At 41.1% G+C, this 18,709-nt stretch carries 14 protein-coding genes and 1 riboswitch; of the genes, 8 read left to right on the forward strand and 6 right to left on the reverse strand.

Features of this window, described 5'->3' with window-relative positions:
* Positions 1–19: 19 nt before the first annotated feature.
* The 3 genes from trpB to FTT76_RS09575 form a co-directional block, all read right to left on the reverse strand.
* A complete protein-coding gene (trpB, locus tag FTT76_RS09565; RefSeq protein ID WP_111885382.1) occupies positions 20–1,246 on the reverse strand; it encodes a tryptophan synthase subunit beta in 1,227 nt (408 codons plus the stop codon).
* Positions 1,230–1,871 carry a phosphoribosylanthranilate isomerase gene (locus FTT76_RS09570; protein ID WP_180085477.1) on the reverse strand — a complete coding sequence of 214 codons (642 nt, stop codon included), beginning with the start codon at positions 1,869–1,871 and terminating at the stop codon, positions 1,230–1,232. The genes trpB and FTT76_RS09570 overlap by 17 nt, the downstream gene beginning before the upstream one ends.
* Before the next feature lie 160 nt (positions 1,872–2,031).
* Positions 2,032–3,900 (reverse strand): TonB-dependent receptor domain-containing protein, encoded by a 1,869-nt coding sequence (locus tag FTT76_RS09575; RefSeq protein ID WP_180190415.1) that lies wholly within the window; start codon positions 3,898–3,900, stop codon positions 2,032–2,034.
* 128 nt (positions 3,901–4,028) lie between these two features.
* Positions 4,029–4,185, reverse strand: a riboswitch (cobalamin riboswitch).
* A gap of 236 nt (positions 4,186–4,421) precedes the next feature.
* Between FTT76_RS09575 and FTT76_RS09580 the strand changes: the two genes are divergently transcribed.
* The 3 genes from FTT76_RS09580 (at position 4,422) to FTT76_RS09590 (ending at position 7,806) form a co-directional block, all read left to right on the forward strand.
* Positions 4,422–6,275 carry a TonB-dependent siderophore receptor gene (locus FTT76_RS09580; RefSeq protein WP_180190416.1) on the forward strand — a complete coding sequence of 618 codons (1,854 nt, stop codon included), beginning with the start codon at positions 4,422–4,424 and terminating at the stop codon, positions 6,273–6,275.
* A 47-nt stretch (positions 6,276–6,322) separates the two neighbouring features.
* Positions 6,323–6,907, forward strand: a complete 585-nt coding sequence (locus FTT76_RS09585; protein ID WP_067767700.1) for a cob(I)yrinic acid a,c-diamide adenosyltransferase — start codon at positions 6,323–6,325, stop codon at positions 6,905–6,907.
* A 185-nt stretch (positions 6,908–7,092) separates the two neighbouring features.
* On the forward strand, positions 7,093–7,806 hold the full coding sequence (locus tag FTT76_RS09590) for a glycerophosphodiester phosphodiesterase (protein WP_180190417.1): 714 nt from the start codon (positions 7,093–7,095) through the stop codon (positions 7,804–7,806).
* Positions 7,807–7,872: 66 nt separating this feature from the next.
* Here the strand turns inward: FTT76_RS09590 and FTT76_RS09595 are convergent, their stop codons facing one another.
* Entirely contained in the window at positions 7,873–8,406 is a 534-nt protein-coding gene (locus tag FTT76_RS09595; protein ID WP_180190418.1) for an META domain-containing protein, read from the reverse strand.
* 189 nt (positions 8,407–8,595) lie between these two features.
* Between FTT76_RS09595 and FTT76_RS09600 the strand changes: the two genes are divergently transcribed.
* From FTT76_RS09600 to FTT76_RS09620, 5 genes are all read left to right on the forward strand, one after another.
* Positions 8,596–9,756, forward strand: a complete 1,161-nt coding sequence (locus tag FTT76_RS09600; RefSeq protein WP_180055849.1) for an acyl-CoA desaturase — start codon at positions 8,596–8,598, stop codon at positions 9,754–9,756.
* A gap of 121 nt (positions 9,757–9,877) precedes the next feature.
* The gene (locus FTT76_RS09605) at positions 9,878–11,323 is read left to right on the forward strand and encodes a YdiU family protein (protein WP_180109263.1); all 1,446 of its coding nucleotides are present in this window, start codon (positions 9,878–9,880) and stop codon (positions 11,321–11,323) included.
* A 112-nt stretch (positions 11,324–11,435) separates the two neighbouring features.
* Entirely contained in the window at positions 11,436–12,041 is a 606-nt protein-coding gene (locus tag FTT76_RS09610) for a murein L,D-transpeptidase family protein (RefSeq protein ID WP_180109262.1), read from the forward strand.
* Positions 12,042–12,077: 36 nt separating this feature from the next.
* Positions 12,078–12,449, forward strand: coding sequence for an MmcQ/YjbR family DNA-binding protein (locus FTT76_RS09615; protein ID WP_168378763.1), 372 nt, complete (start codon positions 12,078–12,080; stop codon positions 12,447–12,449).
* Positions 12,450–12,645: 196 nt separating this feature from the next.
* A complete protein-coding gene (locus FTT76_RS09620) occupies positions 12,646–14,565 on the forward strand; it encodes an acyltransferase family protein (RefSeq protein WP_168378762.1) in 1,920 nt (639 codons plus the stop codon).
* Between the two features lie 642 nt (positions 14,566–15,207).
* Here FTT76_RS09620 and FTT76_RS09630 read toward each other — a convergent pair.
* Positions 15,208–16,563, reverse strand: a complete 1,356-nt coding sequence (locus FTT76_RS09630; RefSeq protein WP_180190419.1) for an amino acid permease — start codon at positions 16,561–16,563, stop codon at positions 15,208–15,210.
* Positions 16,564–16,920: 357 nt separating this feature from the next.
* Positions 16,921–18,618, reverse strand: coding sequence for a carboxypeptidase regulatory-like domain-containing protein (locus tag FTT76_RS09635; RefSeq protein WP_180022416.1), 1,698 nt, complete (start codon positions 18,616–18,618; stop codon positions 16,921–16,923).
* Between the last annotated feature and the right edge of the window lie 91 nt (positions 18,619–18,709).

Consider the following 18,709-nt stretch of genomic DNA (forward strand, 5'->3'; position numbering starts at 1 on the left):
AGAGGGGTTGGGGGAGATTTTACATCTCAACCATTTCCACGCCATCAATGCGGGCAACGGTCATTAAGTCTTTATCACCACGGCCTGATACAGTCGCAATAATGATTTGGTCTTTGTCCATGGTCGGCGCAAGTTTCGTCACATAAGCCATCGCATGTGAGCTTTCCAATGCAGGGATAATACCTTCAATTTGGGTTAAATCACGGAAGCCTTGTAGCGCTTCAGTGTCATTGATTGGCACATAGTTCACACGGTGCATATCTTTGAGGAAACTGTGCTCAGGGCCTACACCTGGGTAGTCCAGGCCTGCAGAGATTGAATGTGTTTCAATGATTTGACCTTGATCATCCGACATCAAGTACGTACGGTTACCGTGAAGTACACCGACATGACCTGCGTTTAATGGTGCAGAATGCTTGCCCGTTTCAATGCCGTAGCCTGCAGCTTCGACACCGTACATTTTCACATCTTCATCATTTAAGAATGGGTAGAACAAGCCCATTGCATTTGAACCGCCGCCCACACATGCAACAAGCGCATCCGGTAAACGGCCTGCTTGTTCCTGAATTTGTTTACGCGCCTCACGACCAATGATTGATTGGAAATCACGAACCAATTGCGGATATGGATGCGGGCCTGCAACTGTACCAATCACGTAATAAGTAGAATCTACGTTTGTGACCCAGTCACGCATCGCTTCGTTCATAGCATCTTTCAATGTTTTTGAACCGCTCTCCACAGGTACAACCGTTGCGCCAAGCAAACGCATACGGTATACGTTCATGGCTTGACGTTTTACGTCTTCAGCACCCATGAACACCACGCATTCAAGGCCCAAACGAGCTGCAATCGTTGCCGTTGCTACACCGTGCTGACCTGCGCCAGTTTCCGCAATAATACGTTTTTTACCTGACAGCTTAGCCAGTAAAGCCTGACCAATCGTGTTATTCACTTTATGTGAACCTGTATGGTTCAGGTCTTCACGTTTTAAGTAAATTTGCGCACCACCCAATTCTTTCGACCATCGCTCAGCATAATACAAAGGACTTGGACGACCGACGTAATACGCCAAGTCACGGTCGAATTCTGCCAAAAACTGTGCATCATCTTTCATACGGAAATAGAGTTTTTCTAAGTCCTCAAGTGCTGCCATTAGAGTTTCTGACACAAAACGCCCGCCATGAATACCGAAATGCCCTTGTGCGTCAGGGAATTGGGTATAGTCAATCTTATTTTGCTGATCCACGATGGACTCCTTGCATAAAGCGTTCTATGAGTTGTTGGTCTTTAATACCTTTTGCCGATTCTACACCACCACTCACATCTACGGCGTAAGCGCCTGTGGTCTGAATCGCATCTTCAATATTGGTCGGAGTTAAACCGCCTGCCAAAATTAAAGGAATATCGAGTTTTGGGAACTGTGCCCAGTCAAAGCTATGCCCTGTACCGCCTTTCAGTTCTGGATGCCATGCATCCAATAGTACGGCGCTTGCCCCAGCCTGTTGAAAGGCTTGGATTTCGGCAATCACATCCAGTTCAGGTTTCATCTGAATGGCTTTATACCAGCGGCGCCCAACGGACTGCGCAATCGTTTGGCACTGTTCAGGGCTTTCATCACCATGAAACTGCAGGATGTCTACAGGCGAATTTTTTAAAATATCCTGTATGTCTGCAGCCGATGCATTCACGAATAAACCGACGGTCTGCACATACGGCGGCACATGCTGAATCAGTTCAGCAGCCTGCACTGCCGTTACACTGCGCGGACTTGGCGCAAAGAATACAAATCCGATCGCATCTACGCCAGCTTGGACGACAGATTGAATATCTTGAATACGTGTAATTCCGCAGATTTTGGCACGGGTTCGCATGTTGTTTTGGCTCTAACTCCGCCCTATTCATAGCCTATCTATAAATATAAGGGCGAATCATTGTAATGCAATTTTCAAGTATTGCGTGGATTTTCAGCATCATTCAGCAGAATTTAAAAAGCCCTGATCAATCAGGGCTTTTTTTAAGAAGGCTTGATACTTATTTCATGGCATAACGCAAGGTTACCCAAGCAGTGCGACCATCTTGATTAAATAAAGTGCTATTGCTGTAGTTGGTCGAATATTCTTTATCAAATATATTGGCAAGTTTGGCTTGAACACTGAATTCAGGCGTGGCTTGATAAGTTACTCGCGTATCCACTGTGGCAAAAGAGCCCAATTCAGCAGTATTTGTAGCATTAGTATAACGCTTATCTTCTGCATGAACTGAAGCACCGACAGTCCACTTATCCATTGTATAATCTGCTGAAGCATTAAAGATTTGCTTTGGTTTTAAAAACAACTGCTTGCCATGAAGTCCTGCTGTCTCGTTTTCAGGTTCTTGATATGTATAATTCACATTCCAAACAAAATCATTTAATTGCTGAGTGAATGATAATTCAGCACCTTTAATTTTTGCATTATCTATATTGCTTGGAACATAGTTCCCCGTTGCATTTGGTGCCCATGCGATCATATTTTCAATTTCATTATAGAAACCGTTTAGCTCCCATTGAACATTGCTGATCACACCTTTGAACCCAATTTCATAGTTTTCAGATTCTTCTGGCACTAATGTAGGATTTTCACTTCCTGGCCAATACAAATCATTGAATGTCGGGGCTTTAAATGCGGTGCCATAACTGACATAACTTTGTACAGTATCATTAAAGCGATATCCCAAAGTCGCACTACCAGTCGTATGGTTGCCAAATTGTTCGTTATCATCCTGACGAACTGCACCTTGCACATCAAAGCTGCCAAATGAACCTAGATATTGTGCAAAGTAAGCTTTGTTATCCCGCTCTTTAACGGCATAAGCTTTCGTACCTGACACTTCATCATTCTGGTAATCAAAACCAAGCATCAAGGTATTTTGCTTATTAAAGTTCAGTGTATTCAGCCAAGATAAGCTGTCCCGCTGTGTGTTAATGACCGATGGATTTGCATCACGACTATCTAATTTATCTTCAGAACGCCCTAACTTTAACCCTGTAGTCCACACATCAAATGGCTTGTAGGTTGCACCAATACTGTAAACATTTTGCTCGATTTTACTATGCACATTTTTTGCATCAATATAAGGAGAACCCCAGTCATCCCTATTATCATATTCATTTTCACCATCAACAACTAAAACACTTGCATCAATATCAAACTGATCATTGAATTTATGCCCCATACGTAAAGATGCAGACTTATTTTCGTAGCCGTCTTTATCTAAATCATTGGCTTCATTAATATTTGTCGCGTCGATGCCTTGGGTTTTGGTGCCAGCTAAACTCAAGGTTGCCCAAGTATTGTCATGTTTAACATTTAAACCAACATTGCTCTGATATGTTTCATGAGAACCATAGGTAAAAGATGCAAAAGGCTTCACCCCATTTTGCGTGCCTTTACGGGTAAAGATTTGAATTACACCGCCAATCGCTTCTGAACCATACAAGCTAGAACGCGGACCACGCAGAACTTCGACACGCTCAATCTGATCAATTGGGAAGTGTTCAAAAGCCGTTTCACCAAGCGTTGCTGAACCTACCTTTTGACCATCCATCAAGACCAATGCATGGCGATTACCCGTACCGCGAATTGAAACACTGGTAACTTTACCTAAACCGCCAGTATTGCTATACGTGACGCCCGGCACAGTACGTAATAAGTCTTGTAATGAATTAAATTGCTTACGTTCAATTTCTTCACGGCTAATCACGGTCACTGCTGCCAAAGTTTTTTGTGAGTCTTGCTCAACAATATTGGCAACGGTGTTGGTAATGACTGGAAGTTGATGAACTTGGTCTTCTGCCATGGCCGCAGAAAGTGGAGATAAAACAAAAAGCGACCCGATAAGAGTCTTAGAGAAAGAATGCATGCTGTATTCCCCGATCGCACCGCCCGTGCGAAATAAAAGTTGGATAACGCGAGGCGGTTTTGGGGTAAGACAAGGCTTGCCATTTTTCAGACAAAAGCATGCAATCCCGCTATAACGCCCGCCGCATTATGAATAGGTCTGCATCAGGCCGGTCTCCGGACTTACGTTATGAATAACGATTCACCGTTGCGGGGGCAGTGTCAGATAACAACAGCTCTATACTGCTGGACTGACTTCCCAGTTTCACTTCTCAATTAAGAAAGCACCTGAAGCGCAGGCAGATTAATTTCTGCTCCACAGCAAGTCAAGCTGTATATGTACCTATCTTCAAATACCCCATAGTTTCGATTGTTCGAATAATCGGAGTTCACTATACTTAAGCCATTCACAACAGTTGGCATGGGAAGTTTCCACAACACTGCCCCCGCAACGGTGTGCAAGCAATGCTTTGCCAGTCCGATACCTGCTCACTGTGTTCTATCACTCAATCATTTACGTGGGGTAAATGCATGGAGCATTGTATGCCTTTTCCTTTTCAGCCGACTGCGCTTGCAGCTGGCATATCTGCCCTTTGTATTTTTAGCTCCCAAATATCTGTTGCAGCAGATTCCATTGCACAACCTAAATTGGACACCATTGTCGTCACGGCAACACGCTCACAAGAAAAATTAGAAAATGTGCCTGCGCGTATTTCCATTATTGATGAGTCGCTCATAGATCAATCACCAATTGCATCATTTCCACATTTATTAATGAGTGATGCTTCTATCAATATGGTGCAGCTGGGTGGCTATGGACAACAAGCTTCATTTTTTTTACGTGGCACAGAGTCAGACCACACTTTGGTATTGCGTGACGGTGTCCGTTTAAATAATGATGCCAGCGGTTTAGCGCCAAATAATTTTATAGATACCACAGACATTAAGCAGATTGAGGTTTTAAAAGGCCCAGCATCTGTCCTTTATGGCACCAATGCCATTGGTGGTGTGGTACAAATCATTAGCAAAACCCCTGAAAAAAATGCAGCTTTTATCAGCGCTGAAATAGGTGAAAATCAAACCTATAAAAGTACTGTCGGGGTAGACCTAGCCAAGCAAGGTTTTTATGCGCAAATTCGTGGACAGCGTTTAGAAACCGACGGCACACTGATTCATGAACATGAAAATGCCAGAGCTTCTAGCTTTAATCAAAAAGGCGTGTCTGCCAAATTTGGCTATGAAGAAACACGCTTTGGCACTTCATTGGATTATTCTGAAAACCAAGGTAATGCTCAATATGAGCAATACAGCTGGAATTCACTGCAATATGAGCAAAAGTCGCAAGATTTTAAAAATCAAATTGCAACCCTGAAGTCACGCTTCAACCCCACAGATCAGCTGACCCTGAATGCTCGCGTGTCTTATTTTAAAGATGAGTTGGAACAGCTCAAAATCTTTGAACAGACCCATTATGAATCCACTGAATATGAACTGACCGCAAAACAGCAAATGACGCCGTCTCAGAACATCATTGCAGGCATCACCCATCGGCAGCTAGAAACATCAACGCTAAAAACTGCAGAGTCTTTTCATCAAGACTTAAACAGTACGGGTTATTATCTACAGCACCAATATCAAACTGATAAATTAAAAACTCAAGCGGGTATTCGTCGTGAAGACCATGAAAAATATGGTCAACACACGGTCGGACAAGTTGCTGCGCGTTATTTTTTCACGCCGTTGTTTAGTAGCTATGCCAATATTGGTACAGCATTTAAAGCGCCAACCATGAACGACTTATATTATGGCGACTATGCAAACCCTGACTTAAAACCCGAAGAAAGTCAATCCTATGAAATTGGGCTAGACCTACAAATGACACCACAACTAAAAACTGGTTTGTCTATCTACAGAACTGAAATTGATAACCTTATTGATTCTGATCCCAACAATAACTGGAAGTTTGCCAATATTGATGCAGTGACCATTCAAGGTTCAGAAGTCTATGTGAATTGGAGCAATGAGGCATTTTTTACAAAGGCCAGTTATAGCTACAATCAAGCAAAAAATGATAAAACAGGTTTGGATTTGAGCCGCCGCCCACGTCAAAAACTGGCATTGTCAGCTGGTTGGGCTGATGAACATTATGGGCTGTCAACAACACTGAGTGCGAACAGCCATTCAGACAGCAGTAATTATGATGAGGATGTGATCCCTGGACATGCTCAGATTGATTTCAATAGTTATTACCAACCCAACGAGCAACTGCGCTTCTTTGCCAATATTCAAAATGTCGGCGATGTTCAATATAAAACGGCTTCTGCTGGCAATTTCGACGGCAAATTCTATTTAAATGGCGGCCGTTTGGCTTCCTTTGGCATCACAGTTAGATATTAATTTCACACTGATTTATTCAACTTTTAATCAAAAAATGGACAATTAAAATGGGCCACCGCTTAAGTAAAATTTATACCCGCACAGGCGATTCAGGTACGACAGGTCTTGGCGACGGATCACGCGTAGCCAAAGATGATTTACGTATTGAAGCCTTAGGAGATGTCGATGAACTCAATTCAAGCATTGGTATTCTGCGTTCGCACATCGCACTTAGCAGTATTGAAGACAAAGCGACTTGGGATAAATCCCTCAGCCTGATTCAGCATTGGTTATTCGACCTTGGCGGTGAAGTCTGCATTCCAAACTTCAACTTGGTACAACCTGTGTCAATTGAGTTTTTGGAAAATGACATTGACCGTATGAATGAAGCGCTGCCAATGCTCAAAGACTTTATCCTGCCATCAGGAACATTGGTGTGCAGCTTTGCCCATCAAGCGCGTGCAGTCTGTCGTCGCGCAGAACGCCGTTTAATGGCAGTACATAACCGTGACCAGAACATTCAAGCACCGTCATTGCAGCTACTTAACCGACTCTCTGACTGGTTATTTGTCGCATCGCGTACATTACAACGCGCTGAAGGTGGTTCTGAGGTGCTGTGGCAGAAAAATATTAACGACACGATTGATCAATAATTTTTGGATTCAAAAATTGCTCAAATCCTTTGACCAATTAAAAGTCTATTTTACATTGAAATAAATCGAAACATTTCGTCCGATCATTCTTGTATTTCAGGATGATCGGATCAAAATAACAGTGTCATCTCCCTGTCATTCTTACAGGACATTATGTTCTTAACATCCTTTTTTGTAGGCCTCGTATGCGCATAATCGGTCACCGTGGCGCTCGTGGTGAAGCACCTGAAAATACCCTAGGTGGTTTCCAATATATTCAAGATTTAGGCATACGCTCAGTTGAATTTGATGTGCGACAGCTAAAAGATCGCGCCTTAATTGTGATGCATGACGATCAATTCATCCGTACCACCGGCCAAGATAAGTATCTTTATGAATGCGAAAGTTCTGAACTAGAACCGTATAACCATGCAGTGACATGGTCAGAATGGGATAAAGTTGAGCCGACGCCACTGCTCGAACAAACGCTCAAAATTATTCATAACTTCGATCATATTGAAGTCGAAGTGAAAGCAGTGAATACACAGACTGAAGCTGAAGCGCTGACTAAAACCTTGGAACAACAGCTCCAAGGTTTCGAACATTCCGCGGTGATCACCAGTTTTGACCCTAAAATTCATCTTGCTTTGCAACAGAAAAAATCAGGCTTCAAACGCGGGCTACTGGTTGAAACGGACATAAAATTTAAAGCGATTGAACAAGCACTCGAATTGGGTTGTATTCAAATTGGTTGGATGAACCAACTCGCCAATTCAGACATTATTCAGGCCACACAGCAGGCAAAATTAAATGTGAGTGTATGGACCGTCAACGAAGTTGATCGTGCTAAACAGCTTAAAGATTGGGGCATCAACGGTTTAATTACCGACTATCCTAAATTAATGATGCAGCATTTTTAATGCTGCTTTATTCACCTAGATTTGTGTAATTCACTTCTCGATCAACACGTCGCTATTTCAATCGGTCTATTTTCTTTCTAAAACCAATACAGTTTTTCCCAGACTGTTTTGCATCGTCATCTGTTTCGCTTGAATTTGAAACTGTGTTGCGGCTTGCAAGGCATCTGAAAGTTCAGCCTCTTGAGCCAAAGCCGAATCACAGCTGAAATAACCTGCTCGGGCATTCAGATCAATGCTGTGTTTTAAGGTATCGATCACATAAGTGCCACTGATAGTGTTACATCCCGTATTTCCCTGAATTTGTCGAAACTGCGAATTGAACTGAAGATAAGGTTGATGATGAAAAAACTTGGCTTTTTGTCCAGCGATTTTTACAATCGTCCATGGAATATCTTGTATCCCATCGTTCACGCGAATAAGTTTTAATGGCTGCTCAATACTGTTGCCCAGTGATTTTCCGTGTGACTTTGTAGACACTGTCTGTGTAGGAGAATTTTGACAAGCCATCAGTCCAAGACAACTGATCAGAAAGCTGCCCCAGATGCAGTATTTGATAAGTAATTTCAGATTATTTTGACAAATTTGCTGTTTTTTTGGCATCTTTTTACTCCACAAAAAGTCAAATAACTTCAGTCGTATTATGTTACTGTTTAGAACAATACAACTGTACAATAACAGTGGTGAAAACGGGTTTTCCCGTGCTACTATTCTGTACGTTTAAAATCCCTTAAAAAATTAATGGGATTAGTCCTATCTATACCTCCCAAGGTTTCAGGAGTGCTGTTGGAGATGAATGCTCCCCTACCCAAAGCCCCAATGAACTGGATTGCTATTTTTGCATTGGTGTTTTTACCTATTGTCGCAGTTATTGCAATTCCGTTATATGCCATTAATCATGATTTTAGTGCCGCTGCTTGGATCAGTATGTTTGTTTTACTGGGTGTCAGCAGTTTAGGTATTACCGCAGGTTATCACCGCTTATGGGCACACCGTGCTTATGAAGCAACCTTGCCTTTAAAAATCATTTTAATGCTCATGGGTACTTTTGCTGTTCAGAACAGTATTTTGTTCTGGGCTTCTGGTCACCGTACACATCACCGTCATGTAGACGATATTGACCAAGATCCATACTCGATTAATCGTGGTTTCTGGTATGCCCATATCGGGTGGATGCTTCGTGATTATCCAGCAGCAGAACCGAACTACAAAAACGCGCCAGATCTTTTAAAAGATAAAGTCGTTTTGTTCCAAGATAAATACTACATTCCACTGGTGATTGCTGTGCATGCAGCGATTTTAGTGCCAATTGGTTGGGCTGTTGGCGACATGTGGGGCGTTCTATTATTGGGCGGTTTAATGCGTCTAATCTTGAGCCATCATGTGACGTTCTTTATTAACTCACTGTGCCACATGTGGGGTAAACGTCCGTATACTGACGAAAATACCGCTCGTGATAACTTCTGGCTCGCTATTGCTACTTGGGGTGAGGGTTATCATAACTATCACCACATTTTCCAATACGACTACCGTAATGGTGTGAAATGGTGGCAATACGATCCAACAAAATGGTTAATTTGGAGCTGCTCTAAATTAGGCCTTGCCAAAAATTTACGCCGTATTCCTAGCTTTAATATTAAAAAAGCTGAGTTGGCTATGAAGTTCAAGTATGCGGAACAAGACCTTGCGATCTATGGTCTCAACATGACCGATGATATTGCGACCGCTAAGCAACGTATTTCTCAAGAATATGATGCGTTTTCGCAAACTTTGAATGACTGGGCAAAATTAAAAGAACAGGAAATTCAAGCGAAGAAAACTGCAGTTGCTGAAAAAATTCATCAGATGGATGACAAACTCAAACTTGAATTCCTACAAGTTGAACAGCGTTTGTCACAGCACCGTGAAGCATTGAATCAATTGATGCGTAATTTGAAAAAGAAAACTGCTTAATTCTTTTAAGCCTCTCAAATGTAAAGCCTCCCTTGTGGAGGCTTTATTGATTTTAAGCTACAGTTTTTCTATCTGGTCTTTGCTATAGTTCCAACATAACTTGAATTTTTTAAAGATCATTATGCAGTTCAATGCCCGCTATAACACCCTGCCGCCTCGCCTGTACCACCATCAACAGCCTGTACCCTTAAAAGGCACAAAAGCTGGGCATTTTAATGCGGCTCTTGCAGATGAGCTGCAATGGTCTGAGACAGATAAACAGGCTTGGGTAGACATTTGCAGCGGTCAAAGAACCTTTGCAGAATTTGAACCTTTGGCCATGGTCTACGCAGGTCACCAGTTTGGACAATGGGCCGGCCAATTGGGCGATGGACGCGGCTTATTGATTGGGCAAATCATCGATAAACATGGGCAAACCATTGACCTGCATCTCAAAGGCGCAGGCTCTACGCCTTATTCACGCATGGGCGATGGTCGTGCAGTATTGCGCTCGACTATTCGTGAATATTTGGCAGGACATGTGCTGAACAGCTTAGGTGTTGCATCGAGTAATGCAGTGGGTTTTACCAGTTCCGAGCAAGGCGTGCAGCGTGAAAAGCTCGAGCTCGGCGCGATGATGCTGCGTACATCTGACTGTCATATCCGATTGGGACATTTTGAATGGATCAATCAATATCAGGGTGATTTGCTACCTGAATTCACGCAAAAATGTATTGAGTGGCACTACCCTGAATGCTTGGATGCCGTACAACCGATTTTAGCTTTTGCCACTCAAGTCATTCAGCGTACCGCAGTGATGATTGCCAAATGGCAGCTGATTGGTTTTGCGCATGGCGTGATGAATACCGACAACCTGAATATTACAGGTTCAACTTTGGACTTCGGCCCTTATGGCTTTATGGAACGTTTCCGTCCAAATTGGATTAACAACCATTCGGATTACCAAGGCCGCTATACCTATCAGCAGCAGCCAAGTATCGGACATTGGAATCTATGGCAATGGCTGAATAACTTAGTGCCGCTCTGCCCTGCAGATTATGACAAAGAGCAATGGAAAGAAGATCTAGCCAAATGCTTAGAGCATTTTGAACTGACCTTCTTGGAACATTATAAATTGGGCTTAAGCCAAAAAATGGGGCTGCCGAGTTTTCATAAAGACAGCTTCGACTGCGCCATGGCCTTTTTACGCATTCTGCAAAGTGAACAACTGGATTACACGCAAAGCTTTATCCGTCTGCAAAATCATGAATATGAAGCCATTAAAGATGACTGCCTTGACCGCCGCGGCTTTGAAGGTTTCTTGGCACAATATGAAAGCATCCGTGCGCATCAGGACACCGATGCTTTAGATGCTGAAATGGCACAGGCCAATCCGCAATATATCTTGCGCAACCATATGGCACAAAAGGCGATTGAACTTGCTGAACGTAATGATTTTTCAGAAGTACAGCGTTTGTTTACATTGCTCAGTCAGCCCTTTAGTAAACAGCCTGAACTGGAAACAACAGAAGATTTAGGCCCCTTGCCAAGTGATGTGCCTGAAGTGATGGTCAGCTGCTCGTCTTAAACATTTATCCACAAATCCACATTTCACTCGGGTCATAATTGTGGATAATTTAAACATTATCCACAATTCAGAAATCGATGGACTGCGAAAGCACTTCATCCTCTCAAAAATAATGACAAGAAAAAATATCACGATCTTTAGTTTCGCTATCCTCGTCTGTATTGTCGCTGCCTGCTTTGCCTATCAAAAATTTGAAAAATATTTACCTACACCTGCCAATGCACTAGCCTTTCCACCTGAATTAAGTGATTTGCAAATTCAAAAAATTCGCACAGAAACACCGATCGACAATATTCAGGTACATAAGGCTCAGCGTTATTTGGAATTAAAACATCAGGATCAAGTCATTCGGCGTTACCCGATGCGTCTGGGTTTTCAACCGCTTGGACATAAAGTTCAAGAAGGTGATGGCAAAACGCCTGAAGGCAGCTATATGATTGATTGGCGCAATCCGCAAAGTTCATTTTATAAGTCTTTGCATATCTCTTACCCCAATGCGACCGATAAACAAAAGGCTAAAGATTTAGGTGTTTCTGCAGGTGGTGACATTATGATTCATGGTTCGGCAACCAGTTTACAAATGAAAGCTGCACCACAACTGATGACTTATTTCCCACAAAAAGATTGGACTTGGGGCTGCATTGCTGTGCGTAATATTGATATGGATGAAATTTGGCAATTGGTGAATAATGATACTGTTATACATATTCGTCCCTAGGCTTTAAAACTCAGGCTTATTTTTAGGTTATCCCCTATGATTGCATTACACACTGTAGCTGCTAAGTCGGCCTTAGCCCTGCCTGAAACCACCTGTAGCCAGCCTTTTGGTGAAGGCTGTGATGTGTTTAAAGTGATGGAGAAGGTCTTTATGCTGAGTTTTCATTTGGAAGGCAAAGCGGCCATCAACTTAAAGGTGCTGCCAGACAATGGCTCAATGCTCAGAGATATTTATCCCTTTATTCGTGCGGGCTGGCATATGAATAAGCAGCATTGGATTTCTGTTTTTACAGATGAAGAATTAGAAGAAGAACTTCTGCAAGATTTGGTGCTGAACTCTTATGAATTGGTGGTATCGAAGTTAAACAAAGGACAGCGGCAGAGGATTGAGCTCCTCCAACGTCTATAGCTTAATTTTTAACTATTATTTTCTAATTCAAAACTCAAAATAAAAACAGCACCTCACTGATCTAAAATCATTTCAAATCAAATTGGAAAACAGTCTGCCTGTTTTGAACAAAAAATTAAAAAAATGGAAATTTTAATCGATCACTCTCCAATTAAAGTTAGAATCATCCAAAATTAAATGATTAGCTATTTTATTTATGCAATTCAGACACGATATCAATGGATTACGGGCCATAGCCGTATTGGCCGTTGTACTATTTCACTTTAATCCACAATGGCTAACCGGCGGCTTCGCAGGCGTCGATGTTTTCTTTGTCATCTCAGGCTTCTTGATGACCGCCATTATTTTTAATGGCATAGAAAAAAACACATTTAATCTATTTAAATTTTATACAGCGCGTGCAAACCGAATTATTCCTGTTTTAGCCACAATGTCTATCATTTTAGTCATATTTGGCTGGTTCTATTTAGCACCAGTTGATTACAAGGATTTAGGACGACAAGTCGAAAAAAGCTCTTTCTTTATTTCCAATATTCTTTTTTCAAAAGGCAGTGGCTATTTTGATACTGCTGAACACACAAAATGGTTATTACACACATGGTCTTTGTCTGTTGAATGGCAATTTTATATTGTTTTTCCACTTATCATTTTGTTTTTAAAAAAATATTTAAACCTTCATAATTTAAAACGCGTGGTGTTTTTGCTCTTTTTAGTCAGCTTTATTTATTGTATTTTTGCAACCTATAAAGACAGCAAAACTGCCTATTTTCTACTAACAAGTCGCGCATGGGAAATGCTCATAGGTGGTTTAGCATTCCTCTATCCTTGGTCACTAAAAAACAAAAAATCACAGCTCATGACACAATGCTTAGGACTCGTTCTGATTCTAGCATCGTATATCTTTATATCTAGTGAAACACTTTGGCCGGGTTATATGGCCCTTATTCCTGTATTTGGTGCTTATTTAATTATTGTGAGTAATCATCAGCAAAATATATTGATTAATAATCCAATTTTTAACCACGTTGGAAAATGGTCATATTCAATTTATGTCTGGCATTGGCCCTTGGTTGTTTTGGGTTTCTATCTTGGCCTCGAAAATTGGTGGATATACGGAATCCCTCTGTCAATTTTATGTGGCGTCTTAAGTTATCACGCTATTGAAAAGATTCATTTCCCACGCTATTCATCTTGGAAAAAGCTTTATAAAGTGAAAGCAATTTATCTCGCTTTATTCCTTTTAGGCGTCGGCCATTTCATCAAATCTAATGATGGTGTCGATTCTCGACTTCCAGAAGTAGCTAAAATCGCAAATGAAGAAATCAATAATACCAATCCTTATGATTGTGACCAACAAGAGTTGCATGAATGTATTATAGGAAACCCAACTAAAATTAAAGCCATTGTTATTGGAGATAGCCATGCTGATGCAATGACCACCTCTGTGGCAACCACTTTTAATTTGAAAGCTGACGGTATCATTTCATTTACAACTTCTGCCTGCCCATTTATTCCCAATCTACAGTTTTACAAAGATAAAAGTCCTTGCCCAGAAATTAATCAGAAACGCTTAAACTTAATTGCATCCAAAAAATATGAAAATATTCCAATGGTTTTCATTGCAAGGTACCCAAGCTATTTAATTGGAGAAAATGACCCTGATATCATGGATGCTAAGAGTTCTAAACCTATTGTTTATTTTGATGATAATCCAAACATCACTCAAAAGAATCGAATGATTTCATTTCAAAAGAATCTAACTGAAGTTTTGTGTCAGACCTCTAAGACCAATCCTGTTTATATCGTGCAACCCATTCCAGAAGTTGGTTTCAATTTACCGCAAAGAATCATTAAGAATGTATTCTACAAGCGTAATGAAAAAATATTTATTTCACACGACACATATTTAAAAAGATCAGGAGAGATTCGCAAAATTATTCAAGAAAGTGCAGAGCAATGTCAGGCCAAAGTCTTAGACCCTGCATTACATCTATGTAAAGGAAATGAATGTATTTCTGAGTATAAAGGACGCCCGATTTATCGTGATGGTAATCACTTAAGTGAATATGGAAATAAGCTTTTAGTTCCAATGTTTAAAGAAGCCCTCAATCCATAAAAAGTGAAAGTACGCCTAAATGACTTTAATTTTTTGAAGTCATTTAGGTGAATTTAAAACTAAAATTTAAAATCTTTTCTGCTTCCATTATTAAATATTTTAATATAATTCAAATAAATAAATAGACTTAATGTAGTATGCTTCATTTTTATTACCATCCATTAGGTAATAAATCGATCATCATGAAATTCATGAGTAGCAATGAGTGTTAAATAGGTATAAGACTTACTCGCCACTTGATCATCCACTTTAAAAAATTCTTGATAGATTCCCCCCGTCATTTGACTCCACAGACACCAAAAACATAAGAATCCTAAAGTACTTGAAACTCCTGCTAAAGCAAGCTCCTTTGATAGCCCAAAGAAACTTAAAGCAACCAAAGTAAAACTAAGATTTAACCCAGCGAGAATTAGGAGAGTTAATTGATAAATTATTCATTTTACTTATCATTCAAGAAAATAAATGAAATTTATTGATTCTAAAATCAACACAAATCACATATTTTAACTTACATTTTAATTACTTAAATAAACCAAATTATTAATTCAAGCAATTTAATAAAACTCTTTCAAAATCGTTGTTAAACAACTTTAAACCAAGAATTTAAAACTTCAAAAGGCTCTTCCCTAAGCCTTCATGGTATTAAACCTTCTTTGCTTGCATCACTTTAAACAGCACATACAGCAGTAAAATCCATAGCGGCTGCATCAACACCGATAGCATAAAGCCCTGATTCCACATGATGTACAAAATCATCAGCATGAACACTAAGACAAAGTAGTTGGTAAACGGTGCAAATAAAGCAGGAAACTTGGTCTGTATACCCTGCTGCTGCATCGCTTTTCTAAACTTCAAATGAATCAAGCTGATTAACATCCAATTCAGCACCGCAGCACTCACCACGATATAAATCAGGTAACTTAAGGCTTTTTCAGGCAAGAAATAATTCAGCAGCACGCAACCAAAAATCAGCAAAGCAGAAAATAAAACCGCGGCAATCGGCGTGCCGTGTTTATTTACCTGTTTAAACGTTTTTGGCGTATTGCCCTGTTCTGCCAAACCGAGCAGCATGCGGCTATTGGCATACATGCCGCTATTACAGACCGAAACGGATGCAGTCAAAATAATAAAGTTCAGCAAATGTGCCGCCCAATCAATCCCCATCTGATTAAAAATCATCACAAAAGGACTATGATCCAAACCGCCAAGTTTCAACTGATTCCACGGCACCAGCGACAGCAGTACCGCCAAGGAACAGATATAAAATAAGAACACGCGGATCACGGTCTGATTCACCGCTTTCGGGATATTTTGATCAGGATTTTCAGTTTCAGCCGCCGCCATGCTGATTAATTCAATGCCGCCAAAAGCAAACATCATAAAGGCTAGCATGTAGAATAAGCCTTCAAAACCGTGCGGGAAGAAGCCGCCATGTACCCATAAATTACTAATCGAAGCGGTAGAGTCTGCGCCTGCTGTAAGTAGCAGATATATACCAAAAATAATCATGGCAACAATCGCCACAACTTTAATCATCGACAGCCAAAATTCAGATTCTGCATACAGTTTGACATTGGCTAAATTGGCTAGCGTAATCACAGCAAAAAACACCAAAACTGAAACCCAAGCAGGCACATGCGGCCACCAGTAATTGACATATTTGCCTATCGCGGTCAGCTCGGTCATCACTACTAAAATATACAGAATCCAGTAGTTCCAGCCCGTTAAAAAGCCCGCAAACTTGCCCCAATACTTAAAAGCAAAATGACTGAATGAACCTGTGACTGGCTCTTGTACAATCATCTCGCCCAACTGGCGCATAATCAGAAAAGCAATCAAACCACCAATCAAATAGCCCAGAATTATCGATGGTCCAGCCGACTCAATAATATGCGCAGAGCCTAAAAATAGCCCTGTCCCGATTGCGCCACCCATTGCAATCAGCTGAATATGACGGTTCTTTAATCGGCGCTGCAATTGAGGCATTTCGCTGCTCACAACACGTTCTCATCTTATAAAAAAGTGGATTGTAGCCTGTGCAGCTCTTTGCAGCCAAATATTCGCAAATCATTTCTGTATGAATCATTATGGAATACAGTGCGTGAGCTGCATCAATCTATAGCACATAGTCAACTTGATAGGATGGACAATATAGGCCATATGGTTCTATTAGAACAGCCAGAAAATTTAGCTGCCAGCATACTTAAGTGGCTGAATATATTGTCCCTTTAAATATAAACAGCCCTCAATAGAGAGCTGCTTTTTAGCATTCACTTCACTTGATGGATGATTGATAGTGAATACAGTACGTCTAAACCTATTCTAACCATTCATACTGCACCACCATGTAAATCGTTATTTACGCTGTGGAACTTCAGCCCACCGTGCATAACTCTTCGTGCTTTTCAGCACAGTGTCCGCTTGTTTTGCAGCGACGCCACTATAGTCCTGAGAGAAACTATCTGAATTTTCATCAAAACTCGCACCATCAAATAATGGGAAAGTACCGGCTTTTTTCTGAATCACCACATCATCAATCATCCAACCGCGGAAACCGTTATAAAGTTGATCGACTGTTCTGAATTGGAATTTCAGCTGAACATTGGCCTTGCCTGCATATTCATCTAATGAAATTGCTTCTTGCTGAACAGCAGCCGGTGCGAGGTTAAAGCCTAAATTACTGTATGGAATCGGCGCGCGCTCATATGCCGAGGATGGATCTGCCAGCGGGTTTAATCGAGCCAAAGTCTTGAAGCTGTTACCGCCGTCGGTAGAAACTAAAATATTCATCAAATCGAATCCCTGATTATTTGGATTGACCGACTCAATTTCCCACCATGTTTTAAAGCTTAAACTCAAAGGCGCCTGATACTGGCTTAGATTAATGGAAGGTGAAATCAATTCACCCCTATTGTCATACTGCGAGGTGCCGCCATCAAACTCTGGAGCCGTAGATGAATCACTTAAAGCACCAATAAAGTTGCCATTTACTTTGTCACCATACCAATATGCCGTATTACCTTGCAGTGGCTCAGGCACCTTGCCTTGGCTCTGATCATTCGGCGCTAAGCGCACACGCTGATTTACTTGATTATTACGAATGTTGTGACCTTTGTTTAGCAACTGCCAATCGACATTAGCCACACTTGGCTGCGACCTTGTCCATGCATTGCGAGTAGCAGAATCCGCTTCAAAAGTTTCACGCCATACCGCATCTACAGATGCTGTTTCAGGCAGCACTTCAAATTGATAGCCCGATGCAGAAGAAGCAATGACCATAACTTTTTTCGTAATAGTGTTAATTCCTGCACCGTTAATGGTGAGCGTGGCATTTTTCAATGCTTCAAGCAGATCATTGCTCACATTAAATGAAAGCGTGAAATATCCATTGGCATCAGTCAAAGCACTAACAAATGCGCCATTGGTCGCTGTACCGCCAGACAATGACACTTGCGCATTCGCCAAAGGTTTCCCTTTAAAAATCACTTGACCAGACAATGTTCCGACCACTGCATCATTGACTGGTGCATCACTTAGTGTCTGACAGTCTTGATCTAAGCAGTTGAGAACCACATTCAACACAATGCTCTTATTGGTATTTTTAGGATGGATCAAGAATGCCGAAACTGTAGACTGTCCATTTTTAGTGACCAAAACATAATATGTGCCTGCAGCCAATTTAGGCAGTTTAACGATGCCTTGAGCATTGGCAAGATAACTTTGACCTTTAAAATGAGTTGCTGTCGGTAAACTATTGATCGGTGGAAAGAACTGCTCAGAATCATCCGCTATAATTGTATTCGTTGCTATTTTCAGACTGCCTGCTTGTACTTTTTGCCATTCTTCATCAGTTAAAATCTGAATCGATGCAGCATTTAAAGCAAGATTATTCACATCTAATAAAGTCAGCTCTTCTACGCTTTTTTGAACCATAGCATCGGCAACTGCCTCTGGCGGTACACTCCCTGTCTCGTCACGATCACTACCGCCACATGCCGTTAAACCCAAGACACCCGTGACCATTATTATTTTTACAAAAGCGCTATTTTTCATCTGTTCTGCCCTCTAATTTTCCATTTTTAAAATTGTTATCTCTACATTGAACTCTGCCAGCCCAAACATACTGGTCAATATTCAAGCAAAA

The organism is Acinetobacter sp. YH01009 (genome assembly GCF_013420765.1).
In the GTDB taxonomy this organism is placed as follows: Bacteria; Pseudomonadota; Gammaproteobacteria; order Pseudomonadales; family Moraxellaceae; genus Acinetobacter; species Acinetobacter amyesii.

Coding starts and splice junctions, on each gene's coding strand:
- FTT76_RS09635 (WP_180022416.1), bottom strand. CDS start 18,618: ATGAAAAATAGCGCTTTTGTAAAAATAATAATGGTCACGGGTGTCTTG.
- FTT76_RS09590 (WP_180190417.1), top strand. CDS start 7,093: ATGCGCATAATCGGTCACCGTGGCGCTCGTGGTGAAGCACCTGAAAAT.
- FTT76_RS09570 (WP_180085477.1), bottom strand. CDS start 1,871: ATGCGAACCCGTGCCAAAATCTGCGGAATTACACGTATTCAAGATATT.
- FTT76_RS09600 (WP_180055849.1), top strand. CDS start 8,596: ATGAATGCTCCCCTACCCAAAGCCCCAATGAACTGGATTGCTATTTTT.
- FTT76_RS09580 (WP_180190416.1), top strand. CDS start 4,422: ATGCCTTTTCCTTTTCAGCCGACTGCGCTTGCAGCTGGCATATCTGCC.
- FTT76_RS09605 (WP_180109263.1), top strand. CDS start 9,878: ATGCAGTTCAATGCCCGCTATAACACCCTGCCGCCTCGCCTGTACCAC.
- FTT76_RS09595 (WP_180190418.1), bottom strand. CDS start 8,406: ATGCCAAAAAAACAGCAAATTTGTCAAAATAATCTGAAATTACTTATC.
- FTT76_RS09620 (WP_168378762.1), top strand. CDS start 12,646: ATGCAATTCAGACACGATATCAATGGATTACGGGCCATAGCCGTATTG.
- FTT76_RS09575 (WP_180190415.1), bottom strand. CDS start 3,900: ATGCATTCTTTCTCTAAGACTCTTATCGGGTCGCTTTTTGTTTTATCT.
- FTT76_RS09615 (WP_168378763.1), top strand. CDS start 12,078: ATGATTGCATTACACACTGTAGCTGCTAAGTCGGCCTTAGCCCTGCCT.
- FTT76_RS09585 (WP_067767700.1), top strand. CDS start 6,323: ATGGGCCACCGCTTAAGTAAAATTTATACCCGCACAGGCGATTCAGGT.
- FTT76_RS09610 (WP_180109262.1), top strand. CDS start 11,436: ATGACAAGAAAAAATATCACGATCTTTAGTTTCGCTATCCTCGTCTGT.